Raw genomic sequence first — 12875 nt, forward strand, 5'->3', positions numbered from 1 at the left:
CAACCGGCCATGCTGCGAAAAGCATAGCGCCGGTTGCAGTGGCCGTGGGCTCAGCCCCGCGCGAGCGGCCGCAACTGCAGCCGCAGCGACAGGGACGCGGAAAGTGGCAGGTCGACCGGCATGCCCGCGCCGTCGCCATTGCCGTCATCGAGATGTGCCAGGGATTCGAAGAGACCCAGCGACTGGGCCATGGGGTTGATCTCGGCCAGCGACTTCGCGGCTTCGGAGCGCGGCTGCGTGGCCACAGGAGCCGTGCCGCCTTCGCTGACCAGCGACCAGTCGAGCGCCGCGACGGTGCGCTCGCTCGGCTCGCTGGCGATCACCAGCGCCACCGCGAGCAGGCCTCGGCTGTCGGTGACGGAAGTCAGCGCGCCCACGGTGGGGGCGTCGTAGCCCACCAGCAGCACCGGTTCCTGGTCGCAGGCGGATTGCACGGCAGCTTCGAGCAGGCCCGACGCGAAGCTGTGCTCGTAGGCAGAGACCGCGTTGCTGGCCGCCATGCAGCCCGTGCCGATGGTCCAGTAGCCCACGGCCGCGTTGTGCACCGAGTTGTGGAACTTGGTGGGCGACAGTCCCTTCGGATCGCTCGCGAGCGTGCTGCACATGTAGTCGTTGATCGACAGGTCGCCGTGCGCCGACGTGAACACGCAAGGCACGTCGGCCGCGTTGCGGCCGGAGCCGGCGAGGGCGGCGGCGGCCACCTCGAGCGCCAGCGCCACGGTGTCGGGCGCGCGGCGGCGCTCGGCCGGCGCCAGCACCTGCGGCGAGGGCCGCTTGGCGGGCGGATCGGTCAGCGTGCCTTCGCCGCGGAAGGCGGCGCGCGCGGCGTCCCAGCCGGGCAGGGTGGGCGTCCAGAAGGCAGGGCCTTCGATGTAGAGGGTGGGGGGCTTGGGTGCGGCCTGGTTCATGTCGTTCATGCCGCCTTGCCGAAAACGAGCGAGCAGTTGTTGCCGCCGAAGCCAAAGGAATTGCTGAGGGCGTAGCGCACTTCGCCGCGCGCGGGCTCGAGCCGGATCTGCGGGCCGAAGCCTTCGTCCAGCGTGTGGGTGTTGACGGTGCCCGGCATCAGGCCGCGCTCGATCGCCAGCAGGCTGATGACGGCTTCGACGATGCCCGCCGCGCCCAGCGTGTGGCCCATGAAGCCCTTGGTCGAGCTGGCGTGCGTGCGTGCCGGGAAGCGGCGCGCCACCAGCGCGCCCTCGACCTCGTCGTTCTTCTGGCTCGCGGTGCCGTGCATGTTGATGTAGTCGATGGCGTCGGGCGTGAGGCCGGCGCGCGCCAGTGCCTCGTCGAGTGCGCGCTCGGCGCCCAGGCCCTCGGGGTGCGGCGTCGACATGTGGTGCGCGTCGCTGGCCTCGCCGTAGCCCAGCAGGAGCAGCGGCGCGGCATCGGCGCCGGTCTGCACGCGCTCGACCAGCGCGAAGCCCGCGGCCTCGCCAAGGCTGATGCCCTTGCGCGCGGCATCGAAAGGCCGGCACGGCTCGCTCGACACCAGTTCGAGCGAGTTGAAGCCGAAGAGCACGCTGCCGCACAGCGTGTCGGCCCCGCCGACCACCGCCGCGTCGGCCAGGCCCAGGCGAATGAGCCGCTCGGCCGAGGCGAACACCTTGGCGCTCGACGAGCAGGCGGTGGAGATGGTCTCGCTCGGGCCACTGATGCCCAGCAGCTGCTGCGCGAACATGGCCAGCGAATGCGGCGTGTGCACCGCGGCGCGGCGCTGGTCGGGCGGGAACATGCCCTGCGCGTCGAGCTGGGTGTAGGCCAGTTCGGTCTCGCCGATGCTGGCGGTGGAGGTGCCCAGCACCAGCGCGATGCGCGAGGCGCCGTACTTCTCGCGCGCCGCGGCCACGGCCTCGAGGAAGCCGTCGGCCTGCAGGCCCATCCAGGCCAGCCGGTTGTTGCGGCAGTCCCACTGCGCGAGCGATTCGGGGAGCCGGACCTCCTCGACCCCGTCGACGCGGCCGATCCAGGTGGGCAGCGGCGCGTCGCCGAAGTCGTTGGCGCGCAGCCCGCTGCGCGACTGCGCGAGCGCGTCGGCCAGCACTTCCTTGCCGACACCGACGGCGCAGGTGGCCGTGTAGGCACTTATTTGAAGAGGAGAAATTCGGGACGGCACGATCTTGTAGGTGTTGGGCTGTCGGTCAGGCGGACGATGGGCGCGCGGGGAAGGCAAGCAGAACGGAAAGGGCGCGCCGGCGAGGAAAGGAGATTGAAAGAAATTTCGAAGGAAACGAATGTATACCGGTACAGCCTACCAGTTGCGCGGCCCGTGCAGCGTCGGCCGTTTCCTATAAGGCGCAGGCCCTGTAGACCCCTATTGACGGCCCTGGGGGCTTGTGGTCGTCAGCCGCGAGGCCAGCGCCACCAGCACCAGCACCGGCGCGCCCAGCAGCGCGGTGCCGACGAAGAAGCTGCTGTAGCCGTAGGCGTCGACGAAGGCGCCCGAATAGCCGGCCAGGAACTTCGGCAGCAGCAGCATCAGCGAGCTGAACAGGGCGTACTGCGTGGCCGAATAGCTGATGTTCGTGAGGCTCGACAGGTAGGCGATGAAGGCCGCCGAGGCGATGCCGCCAGCGAGGTTGTCGGCCGAGACCACCGCGATCAGCGCCGTCAGGTCGTGCCCGCGCGTGGCCAGCCACGCGAAGAGCAGGTTGCTGGCGGCGCTGAGCACCGCGCCCAGCATCAGCACGCGCATCACGCCCAGTCGCATCGAGAGCACGCCGCCGACGAAGGCGCCCACCAGCGTCATGATCACGCCGTAGATCTTGCTGACCGAGGCCACCTGGTCCTTGGTGAAGCCCATGTCCACGTAGAAAGGGTTGGCCATGATGCCCATCACCACGTCGCTGATGCGGTAGATGGCAATGAGCGAAAGGATCAGCACCGCCTGCCACTTGTAGCGGCGGATGAAATCGGCGAAAGGCTCGACCAGCACGTTGCGCAGCCATTCGGCGGCGCTGCGGGCCTTGGGCAGGGCGCCCGGCACCGGCTCGGGCGACAGCAGCACCGTGACCACGCCGACGGCCATCGAGGCCGCCATGACCAGGTAGGCCGTCTTCCAGGCGCCGTTCTGGTAGGCGGCGGCGCCCGTGGCTGCCACGGCGGGCGCCACCTCGGCCCAGGCCGCGACCCACAGCACGCCGGCACCGGCCCAGATCATCGCGAGCCGGTAGCCCGTCTGGTAGGCCGCTGCCAGCGCTGCCTGCTTGCGCGCCTCTGCCGATTCGATGCGGAAGGCATCGAGCGCGATGTCCTGCGTGGCCGAGCCGAAGGCCACCAGCAGCGCACACCAGACCAGCGGCGTAAGCCCGTGGCGCGGGTCGTTCACCGCCATGCCCGCCAGTCCGGCGATGACCATGCACTGCGCCAGCAGCAGCCAGCCGCGGCGGCGCCCCAGCAGCGTGGTGAGCGGCGGCAGCGGCAGCCGGTCGACCAGAGGTGCCCAGACCCACTTGAAGCCGTAGGCCAGCCCGACCCAGCTCAGGTAGCCGATGGTGGTGCGGTCGATGCCCGCCTCGCGCAGCCGGAAGCTCAGCGTGCCCAGCACCAGCAGCAGCGGCAGCCCCGCCGAGAAGCCCAGCGCCAGCATGCGCAGGGTGGCGGGTTCCAGGTAGACCTTCAGCGCGTCGCGCCAGGGCGGAGAGGGGGGCGTGGGGGTTTCTGCGGGCGAGGCGGACATGTGCCCCGGATTGTCCATGAGCGACGCCCCGGGTTCCCGGCCTTCTTGTCTTCATTTGTTCCTATGATCCCGCTCCTATGTGCACACGATGCGATCTCCCCGCTTCCATCCCGTCCGCCGCTTCCGGCTGGAACCCCAGGCGTGCCTTCCTGCTGGCGGCGGCCGGCGCGGCCAGTGCTGCCCTTGCAAGGCCGGCCCTGGCGCAGGTCGACGTGGGCAGGGCCTCGGTGGCGCGCAACCTGGTGCCGGCGGACCAGATCGAGGCGGCCGGCGTGCAGCAGTACGGCCAGCTGCTCGAGCAGGCACGCGCCAAGGGCGCGCTCGCGGGCGAGAGCAATCCGCAGCTGCAGCGCCTTCGCGCGATCGCCAAGCGGCTCATTCCCTTCGCGACGCCGTGGAACTCGCGCGCCCGCGACTGGAAGTGGGAGGTCAACCTGATCGGCAGCAAGCAGATCAACGCCTTCTGCATGCCCGGCGGCAAGATCGCCTTCTTCACCGGCATTCTCGAGCAGCTCAAGCTCACGGACGACGAGGTCGCGATGGTGATGGGCCACGAGATGGCCCATGCGCTGCGTGAGCACGCCCGCGCCCGCATGGCCAAGAGCGCGGGCACCGGCGCGGCGCTCTCCATCGGTGCGCAGCTGCTCGGATGGGGGCAGGTCGGCGACCTCGCCGCGCGCGCCGGCACGCAACTCATCACGCTCAAGTTCAGCCGCGGCGACGAGACCGAGGCCGACCTCGTGGGGCTCGAACTCGCGGCGCGCGCGGGCTACGACCCGCAGGCGTCGGTGTCGCTGTGGAAGAAGATGGCCACGGCGTCGAAGAACCAGGGCGGCCTGAACTTCCTCTCGACGCACCCGAGCGGGCCGGACCGCATCGCCAAGCTGGAAGCGAACCTGCCGAAGGTCGAAAAGCTCTACCGCGACGCCAGGAAGAGCTGACCTGCCCGGTTCCACCCCTCTCATATCCAGAGGGGCGGAAGTGAATTCCCTCCGTCATTCCTGACCAGCGCGACCTCGCGTCGCCGTTGGCATGCCGCTTGCATCTCAACTTGTACACATGTTTGGATGCCTGAAGATGGTGCATGAAGAAAACCCGAAAAGCGGATCGCCCGAAGCCGCCTGGATCGCCAGGTTCGCATCGCCGCTGGCGCATGCGAAGGCCGGCGAGGCGCTGGGTTTCGCCCTGCCGCTCGCCGGGCTGCGCTTCGCGGTCAAGGACAACATCGACGTGGCCGGCGTGCCCACCACCGCCGCCTGCCCGGCCTTCGAGCGCCTGCCCGAGGTGCACGCAGCCGTGGTGCAGCGCCTGCTCGAAGCCGGTGCATCGCTGGCCGGCAAGACCAACCTCGACCAGTTCGCCTGCGGCCTGAACGGCACCCGCTCTCCTTATGGCGAGGTGCCCAATGCCTTCGACGCGCGCTACGTGTCGGGCGGCTCCAGCTCGGGATCGGCCTACGTGGTGGCCACGGGCGAGGCCGACTTCGCCCTCGGCACCGACACCGCCGGCTCGGGCCGCGTGCCCGCCGGGCTCAACAACATCGTCGGCATCAAGCCTTCGCGCGGCCTGCTGAGCGCCTTCGGCGTGGTGCCTGCCGCGCAGAGCGCCGACTGCGTCTCCATCTTCGCGCGCACCGTCGCCACCGCGGTCGACGTGCTGCTCGCCGCCGCGGGCCACGACGCGCGCGACCCGTATTCGAGAGACATCGACCTGCGCCGCGAGCCGCTGCCCGCGCGCTTCCGCTTCGGCGTGCCCGACAGGCTGAGCTTCTTCGGCGACGCTGCCGCCGAACAGGCATTCGGCGACGCGGTCGCGCGGCTGCTCGCCATGGGCGGCACGCCCGTCACCATCGCCTACGCGCCGCTCGCCGAAGCCGCCGCGATGCTCTACGAAAGCGCGCTGGTCGCCGAGCGCTACGCCGCCGTGCGCGAGTTCTTCGACGCGCACGAAGGCGACGTGATCGAGCCCGTGCGCGGCATCCTCGCGAGCGGCCGCGACTACGACGCCGCCGACGTGTTCGAGGCCCAGGCCCGCCTGCGCGCCATCGCGCAGAAGGTCGAGCCGATGTGGCGCGCCATCGACGTGCTGCTCGTGCCCACCGCGCCCACGCACTACACCCGCGAGCAGATGCGCGCCGACCCCGTGGTGCTCAACCGCAACCTCGGCGCGTACACCAACTTCGTCAACCTGCTCGACTACGCCGCGCTCTCTGTGCCCAGCAGCCTGCGCGCGGATGGCCTGCCTTTCGGCATCACGCTGATCGGCCCCTGCGGCAGCGATCTCGCGCTGGCCGAGCTGGGCCAGCGCTATCACCACGCGACCGGTCTCGCGCAGGGCGCGACCGGCCAGCCGCTGCCCGCGCCGCGCGCCATTCCGGGGCTCGCCGCGCCGGGCGCCGGCCTGCTGCCCATCGCGGTGGTCGGCGCGCATCTCTCGGGCATGCCGCTCAACGGCCAGCTCACCGAGCGCGGCGCGACGCTGCTGCGTGCCACAACGACTTCGCCCTTCTACCGGCTGCATGCATTGCCGGGCACGGTGCCCCCCAAGCCCGGGCTGCGGCGCGTGGCCGTCGGGGCAGACGAAGGCGGTGCCGCCATCGCGCTGGAGGTGTGGGCCGTGCCGCTCGCCCAGGTCGGCAGCTTTCTCGCGCTCATCCCGGCTCCGCTGGGGCTGGGCAGCGTCGAGCTGGCCGACGGCAGCTGGGTGAAGGGCTTCATCTGCGAGGGCCATGCACTGGCCGGCGCGCAGGACGTGACCCATCACGGCGGCTGGCGCGCCTACGTCGCGAGCCTGGCCACCCCGAGTTCCAACTGATCAGGAGTTCCGATGAGCATTCAACAAGACTCTTCCGCCGCACGCCAAAGACGCCGGTTGCTGCAGGCCGGCGCCGCTGGGCTGGCCGTGCTGGCCGCGCCCGCCATCGTGCGCGCGCAGGGCGCGGCGACGAAGCTGCGCATCGGCTTCTGGCCGGTGGCCGCCGGCCTGCCGTTCTTCGCGGCGGTCGACAAGGGCTACTTCAGGGAGGCCGGCCTCGAAGTCGAGCCGCTGAAGTTCGCCGGCGCGCAGCAGGTGATGGAAGGCATGCTCGCCGGCCGCTGCGACGGCAGCGCCAACGGCACCGGCTCGGCCAACCTCGCCATCGGCGAGATCGCGCAGCCCGGCCTGTTCAAGATCTTCTGCACCAACCCGAGCAACGCGAAGTACGTGCTCGACGAATTCATCGTCGCCAAGGACAGCCCCGTGAAGAGCGTGGCCGAGCTGGCGGGCAAGAAGGTCGCCTCGGGCCCCGGCATCCAGAACGTCACGCTGTGCAAGACCATGCTGGAGCGCGCGGGCGCCAAGGGCGCGACCGTGAGCGAACTGCCCATCGGCCAGCACGTGGCCGCGCTGGTCGCGGGCCAGGTCGACGCCTGCTACACGCTGGAGCCCACCGGCACGGTGGGCCGCATGAACGGCACCACGCGCGTCGTCGAGGCCGGCGTGGTCGCCAGATACATCCTCGGCGACCCGATGGCGCCCTGGCACGGCGGCGCGGCCAGCCTCACCAGCGAGTTCATCAAGAAGAACCCCGAGATCGCGAAGAAGTACATCGCCGCCTACGCGCGCGGCGTGGAGCTGGTGCGCAGCAAGCCCGACGAGGCACGGCAGTTCATGAAGGGCTACACCGCCATCGAGGGCAAGCTCACGGCCGAGGTGCCGCTCGCGTCGTACATGCTCTACAACGAGTTCAAGCCCAGCGACGTCGCGTACTTCCAGAAGTTCTACGACCTGTTCACCGAGAAAGGCATCTTCGAGAAGAAGGTCGCGGTGGACGGCCTGCTCTACAAAGGCTGACGACCATGGCCGAAGCAAGCACGACCACGGCCGCGCCGTGGACCCCGTCGGCAAGTGCTGCCACCGCGGCACCGAAGCCGCCGCTGCGCGAGCGTATGCTGCCCTTCATCGGTCCGGCGGTGCTCTTCATCGTTTGGGACCTGGTGGTGCGGCTCGGCTTCATCAAGCCGATTCTTCTGCCCACGCCCGCCGACACCATCGCCGCCCTCATCACCGGCCTGGCCGGCGGCCCGTTGCTCACCGACTTCGCCATGACCGTGTGGCGCACCGTGCAGGCCTTCGTCATCGCGGCGGTCGTCGGCGTGCCGCTGGGCGTGCTGCTCGGCAGCAACGAGAAGGCGTACCGCAGCGTGGAGTTCCTGATCGACTTCTTCCGCTCCACGCCGTCGTCCGCGCTCATCCCGCTGTTCCTGCTGATCTTCGGCGTGAGCGACGTCAACAAGGTCGCCATCGCGGCCTTCGGCGCACTGCTCATCGTGGTGTTCAACAGCGCCTACGGCGTCATCAACGCCCGCAAGCAGCGCGTGATGGCGGCACGCGTCATGGGCGCCTCGCGCTGGCAGATCTTCAAGGACGTGCTCGTGTGGGAAAGCCTGCAGCCCAGCTTCGTGGGCCTGCGCTCGGCGGTGTCGATGGCGCTGGTGATCGTCATCGTGGCCGAGATGTTCATCGGCTCCGACACGGGGCTGGGCCATCGCATCATCGACGCGCAGCAGGTGCTCAACGTGAAGAGCATGTACGCGGCCATTCTTGCGGCAGGCGCGCTGGGCTACGCCCTGAACATCCTCTTCCTGATCGCCGAGCGTCGCATCGTGCACTGGAGCGGAAGGTAATGGACCACCCCCAGGCTTGCTCGCTACGCGTAGCCGCCAACCCCCTGCGAAGGGGCGCTGCCTGCGGCCCGGCAAAGCCGGTTCCGCGGCAGCTCACGCAAAGATCCCGACAGGAGCGCATCCATGCGAGCTTCAACTGACATCGTCATCAACGGCCCGGTATACGCCGACGTTCCGAAGCCTGCCTTCAGGCCCGGCCCGGCAGGCACGCACATCACGATCCGCGGGCTCACCAAGTACTTCGCGGGCTGGCCGCTGTACGAGAACTTCGATCTCGACATCCCGAAGCACGCGATCGTCTCGGTGTTCGGCCCCAACGGCTGCGGCAAGTCCACGCTCATCAACATGATCGCGGGGCTCATCCCCATCGACTCGGGCGAGATCCTGTTCGACGGCAAGCAGCGCAAGGACACCAAGATCGGCTACGTGTTCCAGAACTACCGCGAGGCGATGTTCCCGTGGATGCGCACCATCGACAACATCGCCTATCCGCTGAAGCTCGAAGGGCGCAGCAAGGCCGAGGTCGACCGGCGCATGGAAGAGCTGGTGGCGTCCTTCGACGTGAAGTTCGACCTGAAGCGCTTTCCCTACGAGCTCTCGGGTGGCCAGCAGCAGACGGCGTCGATCATGCGCGCGCTCGCGCCCAGCCCCGAGGTGCTGTTTCTCGACGAGCCCTTCTCGGCGCTCGACTTCGAGATGACGCTCTTCATCCGCGAGAAGCTGCAGGAAGTGTTCATGCAGACCGGCACCACCATGCTGCTGGTGTCGCACGACCTCGAGGAGGCCGTGTACCTCGCCGACGAGGTGCTGCTGCTCACCAAGCGGCCCACCAAAGTCGCCGAGATCCTGCGCTACGGCGACGCGCGCCCGCGCACCGTCGAGACGCTGAGCACTGAAAGCTTCGTCGCGACCAAGAAGCTCAGCCTCGACATCTTCCAGCGCGAGGTCCGCCGGTGACGCCCGAGATCAACATTCCCGAGGTGCTGGCTGAAGTGCAGGCCGTGTTCGCACGCTACGAGGCCGCGCTGGTCGGCAACGACCGCGCGACGCTCGACGAGCTCTTCTGGAACAGCCCGCACACGCTGCGCTACGGCTTCTCGGAGAACCACTACGGCCACGCCGACATCGCTGCCTTCCGCGCCTCGCTGCCCGTGCAGAGCCCGCCGCGCGAACTGCTGCGCACCGTCATCACCACCTACGGCCGCGACTTCGCGACCGCGAACGTCGAGTTCTGCCGCGAAGGCAGCGGCAGCAACCAGACCGGCCGCCAGAGCCAGACCTGGATGCGCACGGCCGAAGGCTGGCGCGTGGTCGCCGCCCACGTGAGCCTGCTCGGCTGAGCCCCGGCAAGGGCACGTTTTTTGCACCTCAACCTGTAACGGAGAAGAAAGCCATGACCAGCCAATTCAACCGCCGCGATTCGCTCAAGACCCTTGCCGCGCTAGGCGCGGCCGGCAGCCTGGGAAGCTGGAGCGCACTCGCGAGCGCGCAAGCCAAGCCCAAGCCGCTCACCGTCGGCGTGATCTACGTCGGCGCGCGCGACGACTACGGCTACAACCAGGCGCACGCCATGGCCGCCGCCGAGATCAAGAAGCTGCCGGGCGTGAAGGTCATCGAGGAAGAGAACGTTCCCGAGACCGCCGCGGTGCAGAAGACCATGGCCGGCATGATCTCGCAGGACGGCGCGGGCCTGCTCTTTCCCACCTCGTTCGGCTACTTCGACCCGCACATCCTCGCGGTGGCGCCCAAGAACCCCGACGTGCGCTTCTCGCACTGCGGTGGGCTCTGGACCGAAGGCAAGCACCCGAAGAACGTCGGCAGCTTCTTCGGCTACATCGACGAGTGCCAGTACCTCAACGGCGTGATCGCCGCGCACATGACGAAGAGCAACAAGATCGCCTTCGTCGCGGCCAAGCCCATTCCGCAGGTGCTGCGCAACATCAACGCCTTCACGCTCGGCGCGCGCTCGGTCAAGCCGAACATCACCTGCAGCGTGATCTTCACGGGCGACTGGTCGATGGCGGTGAAGGAAGCCGAGGCCACCAACAGCCTGGCCGACCAGGGCTGCGACGTGTTCACCATGCACGTGGACGGCCCCAAGGTGGTTGTCGAGACGGCGGCCAAGCGCGGCAAGATGGTCTGCGGCTATCACGCGAGCCAGGCCAAGCTGGCGCCCAACGCCTACCTGACGGGTGCCGAATGGAACTGGCTCACTGCCTACAAGACCGCCATCGAGGCCGCGCAGAGCGGCAAGCCGCATCCCAACTTCCTGCGCGGCGGCCTGAAGGAGGGCTACGTGAAGATGTCGGCCTACGGCCCCATGGTGCCCGACGCCGCGAAGAAGCATGCCGACGAGATCAAGGCGAAGATGATCGCGGGCAGCTTCGACATCTTCAAGGACGTTATCAAGGACAACAAGGGCGCGGTCGTGGTGCCCGCGGGCAAGGTCCTGAAGCAGACCGACCTCGAGCTCGAGAAGATGAACTACCTCGTCGAAGGCGTCGTGGGCGGCGTCTGACCTTCACTCCGTCGACGACATGTTGCGCCCCGCGCTCTTCAAGGAACTGGCCCTGCCGGTGTTCGCCATCGCGGCGGCGCTGCTGCTGTTCGGGCTGGTGGTGGCCTTCGCCGGCATCGACGCGGTGGAGGTGTGGGCCACGCTGTTCAAGGGCGCGTTCGGCGACTGGTTCTCCTGGCAGAACACGTTGCAGCGCGCCGCGCCGCTGATGCTCACCGCGCTGTGCGTTGCGCTGCCCGCGCGCGCGGGGCTGATCGTCATCGGCGGCGAGGGTGCGCTGGTGCTGGGCGGGCTGGCCTGTGCGGCGCTGGCGCACGCGGTGCCGCTGCCCGGCAACGCCATCGGCACGGCCATCGTGTGCATCGCGGGTGCCGTCGCCGGTGCGTTGTGGATCGTGCTCGCGGGATGGCTGCGCCAGTACCGAGGCATCAACGAGACCATCAGCAGCCTGCTGCTGGCCTACATCGCCATCGGCCTCTTCAAGCATCTGGTCGAAGGGCCGCTGCGCGACCCTGCGAGCCTCAACAAGCCTTCCACCTACGCGCTGAACGATGGGCTGCTGATCGGCGGCATAGGCGGCTCCGACGTGCACTGGGGCCTGGTGATCGGCGTGGTGGCCTGCCTGGGGCTCGGGTGGTGGCTGCGCGCCACGGCCTCGGGCTTCTCGGTGCGGGTGGTGGGCGGCAATCCGCGTACCGCGCAGCTCGTGGGGCTGCCGGCGACGCGGCTCATTCTTTCGGCTTGCGGGCTCGGCGGCGCATGCGCCGGGCTGGCGGGTGCCATCGAGGTGGCGGCGGTGCACACCAACGCCAATGCCTCGCTGATCGCTGGTTACGGCTACGCGGGCATCCTGGTGTCGTTCATCGCGCGGCACAACCCGGTGGCCATCGTGCCGGTGGCCATCCTGTTCGGCGGCTTCGGTGCGGCGGGTAGCCTGCTGCAGCGGCGCGTCGGGTTGCCCGATGCATCGGTGCTGGTGCTGCAGGGCATCGCCTTCGTGTTGATTCTCGCGAGCGAGGGCCTGCGCACCGTCGACTGGAAGAAGTTCGGCGATCGCATGCTGCCCGAAGCCAGGAGCTACACATGACGGCCGACCAGTGGATCGCGCTGCTCGCCGGCATCGTCGGCGGTGCGCTGCGCGTGGGCGCGCCGTTCCTCTTCGTGAGCCTGGGCGAGTGCCTCACGGAGAAGTCGGGGCGCATCAACCTGGGGCTCGAAGGCGTGCTGGTGCTGTCGGCCATGGCGGCCTTCGGCGGCGCCTATCTCACCGACTCCGCGTGGCTCGGCGTGCTGATCGGCGCGCTGGCCGGCGCAGCGCTCGCGCTGCTGCACGGGCTGCTGTGCTCGCTCGACCGCGTGAACGACGTGGCGACCGGCATCGCGCTGATGCTGCTCGGCACCGGGCTGGCCTTCTACCTCGGCAAGCCGCTGATCCAGCCGCAGGCGCCGCAGATTCCCGCGATTCCGCTGGGCTTCTGGAGCGACAACCCGGTGGTGCGCTCCGCCCTGCAGCTCAATGCGTTGGTGCCCGTGGGCGTGGCGCTCGCTGTGCTGCTGTGGTGGGGTTTTGCGCGCACGCGCGCCGGGCTGCTGGTGCGCATGGCGGGCGATTCGGCGCAGGCCACGCGCGCGCTCGGCTACTCGGTCTCGGGCCTGCGCATCGCGGCCACCACCGCTGGCGGCTTCATTGCCGGCCTCGGCGGCGCGTCGCTCACGCTGTTCTATCCGGGCAGCTGGAACGAGGGCATCTCCAGCGGCCAGGGCCTGATCGCGGTGGCGCTGGTGATCTTCGCGCGCTGGAGTCCGTTGCGCTGCGTGGGCGCGGCGCTGCTCTTCGGCGGCGCGGGTGCCATCGGGCCGGCGCTGCAGTCCATCGGCATCGGCTGGGGCTATCACCTCTTCAACACCGTGCCCTATGTGCTCACGCTGGTGATCCTCGTGCTCACGTGCAGGCCGGGCAGTGCCGCCGCCGGCAGCCCCGGCGAACTCTCATCGACAAGGAACTGATTGC

General features: G+C 69.2%; 12 protein-coding genes. 9 read left to right on the forward strand and 3 right to left on the reverse strand.

Annotation, left to right across the window (positions count from 1 at the left end):
* Positions 1 to 50 precede the first annotated feature (50 nt).
* The 3 genes from SFB74_RS01940 to SFB74_RS01950 form a co-directional block, all read right to left on the reverse strand.
* Positions 51 to 917, reverse strand: coding sequence for a beta-ketoacyl synthase chain length factor (locus tag SFB74_RS01940; RefSeq protein WP_432728982.1), 867 nt, complete (start codon positions 915 to 917; stop codon positions 51 to 53).
* A complete protein-coding gene (locus SFB74_RS01945) occupies positions 914 to 2116 on the reverse strand; it encodes a beta-ketoacyl-[acyl-carrier-protein] synthase family protein (RefSeq protein ID WP_432728983.1) in 1203 nt (400 codons plus the stop codon). The genes SFB74_RS01940 and SFB74_RS01945 overlap by 4 nt, the downstream gene beginning before the upstream one ends.
* Positions 2117 to 2314: 198 nt before the next feature.
* A complete protein-coding gene (locus SFB74_RS01950; protein ID WP_093206865.1) occupies positions 2315 to 3697 on the reverse strand; it encodes an AmpG family muropeptide MFS transporter in 1383 nt (460 codons plus the stop codon).
* 59 nt (positions 3698 to 3756) lie between these two features.
* On the opposite strand from SFB74_RS01950, the gene SFB74_RS01955 reads away from it, so the two are divergent.
* The 9 genes from SFB74_RS01955 to SFB74_RS01995 all read left to right on the forward strand — a co-directional run bounded on the left by SFB74_RS01955 (position 3757) and on the right by SFB74_RS01995 (position 12871).
* Positions 3757 to 4620 (forward strand): M48 family metallopeptidase, encoded by an 864-nt coding sequence (locus SFB74_RS01955; RefSeq protein ID WP_432728984.1) that lies wholly within the window; start codon positions 3757 to 3759, stop codon positions 4618 to 4620.
* Positions 4621 to 4756: 136 nt separating this feature from the next.
* On the forward strand, positions 4757 to 6493 hold the full coding sequence (atzF, locus tag SFB74_RS01960; protein ID WP_432728985.1) for an allophanate hydrolase: 1737 nt from the start codon (positions 4757 to 4759) through the stop codon (positions 6491 to 6493).
* Between the two features lie 12 nt (positions 6494 to 6505).
* On the forward strand, positions 6506 to 7513 hold the full coding sequence (locus tag SFB74_RS01965) for an ABC transporter substrate-binding protein (protein ID WP_432728986.1): 1008 nt from the start codon (positions 6506 to 6508) through the stop codon (positions 7511 to 7513).
* Positions 7514 to 7518: 5 nt separating this feature from the next.
* Positions 7519 to 8346: an ABC transporter permease gene (locus SFB74_RS01970; protein ID WP_432728987.1), complete on the forward strand. Its 828-nt coding sequence runs from the start codon at positions 7519 to 7521 to the stop codon at positions 8344 to 8346.
* Positions 8347 to 8469: 123 nt separating this feature from the next.
* A complete protein-coding gene (locus SFB74_RS01975; protein ID WP_432728988.1) occupies positions 8470 to 9303 on the forward strand; it encodes an ABC transporter ATP-binding protein in 834 nt (277 codons plus the stop codon).
* Positions 9300 to 9686, forward strand: a complete 387-nt coding sequence (gene hpxZ / locus SFB74_RS01980; RefSeq protein ID WP_432728989.1) for an oxalurate catabolism protein HpxZ — start codon at positions 9300 to 9302, stop codon at positions 9684 to 9686. Before SFB74_RS01975 ends, hpxZ begins: the two co-directional genes overlap by 4 nt.
* Positions 9687 to 9739: 53 nt before the next feature.
* Positions 9740 to 10864 (forward strand): BMP family ABC transporter substrate-binding protein, encoded by a 1125-nt coding sequence (locus tag SFB74_RS01985; RefSeq protein ID WP_432728990.1) that lies wholly within the window; start codon positions 9740 to 9742, stop codon positions 10862 to 10864.
* A 19-nt stretch (positions 10865 to 10883) separates the two neighbouring features.
* Positions 10884 to 11951: an ABC transporter permease gene (locus SFB74_RS01990; RefSeq protein WP_432728991.1), complete on the forward strand. Its 1068-nt coding sequence runs from the start codon at positions 10884 to 10886 to the stop codon at positions 11949 to 11951.
* Positions 11948 to 12871 carry an ABC transporter permease gene (locus SFB74_RS01995; RefSeq protein ID WP_093301315.1) on the forward strand — a complete coding sequence of 308 codons (924 nt, stop codon included), beginning with the start codon at positions 11948 to 11950 and terminating at the stop codon, positions 12869 to 12871. Before SFB74_RS01990 ends, SFB74_RS01995 begins: the two co-directional genes overlap by 4 nt.
* Positions 12872 to 12875: the final 4 nt, after the last annotated feature.

The sequence above is a fragment of the Variovorax xiamenensis genome (assembly GCF_050916385.1).
GTDB lineage: Bacteria > Pseudomonadota > Gammaproteobacteria > Burkholderiales > Burkholderiaceae_C > Variovorax.

What these genes read in the sequence shown, in the direction of transcription:
- SFB74_RS01940 (WP_432728982.1), bottom strand. Translation starts at nt 917, where the DNA reads ATGAACGACATGAACCAGGCCGCACCCAAGCCCCCCACCCTCTACATC.
- SFB74_RS01950 (WP_093206865.1), bottom strand. Translation starts at nt 3,697, where the DNA reads ATGGACAATCCGGGGCACATGTCCGCCTCGCCCGCAGAAACCCCCACG.
- SFB74_RS01990 (WP_432728991.1), top strand. Translation starts at nt 10,884, where the DNA reads ATGTTGCGCCCCGCGCTCTTCAAGGAACTGGCCCTGCCGGTGTTCGCC.
- SFB74_RS01955 (WP_432728984.1), top strand. Translation starts at nt 3,757, where the DNA reads ATGTGCACACGATGCGATCTCCCCGCTTCCATCCCGTCCGCCGCTTCC.
- atzF (WP_432728985.1), top strand. Translation starts at nt 4,757, where the DNA reads ATGGTGCATGAAGAAAACCCGAAAAGCGGATCGCCCGAAGCCGCCTGG.
- SFB74_RS01965 (WP_432728986.1), top strand. Translation starts at nt 6,506, where the DNA reads ATGAGCATTCAACAAGACTCTTCCGCCGCACGCCAAAGACGCCGGTTG.
- SFB74_RS01985 (WP_432728990.1), top strand. Translation starts at nt 9,740, where the DNA reads ATGACCAGCCAATTCAACCGCCGCGATTCGCTCAAGACCCTTGCCGCG.
- SFB74_RS01995 (WP_093301315.1), top strand. Translation starts at nt 11,948, where the DNA reads ATGACGGCCGACCAGTGGATCGCGCTGCTCGCCGGCATCGTCGGCGGT.
- SFB74_RS01970 (WP_432728987.1), top strand. Translation starts at nt 7,519, where the DNA reads ATGGCCGAAGCAAGCACGACCACGGCCGCGCCGTGGACCCCGTCGGCA.
- SFB74_RS01975 (WP_432728988.1), top strand. Translation starts at nt 8,470, where the DNA reads ATGCGAGCTTCAACTGACATCGTCATCAACGGCCCGGTATACGCCGAC.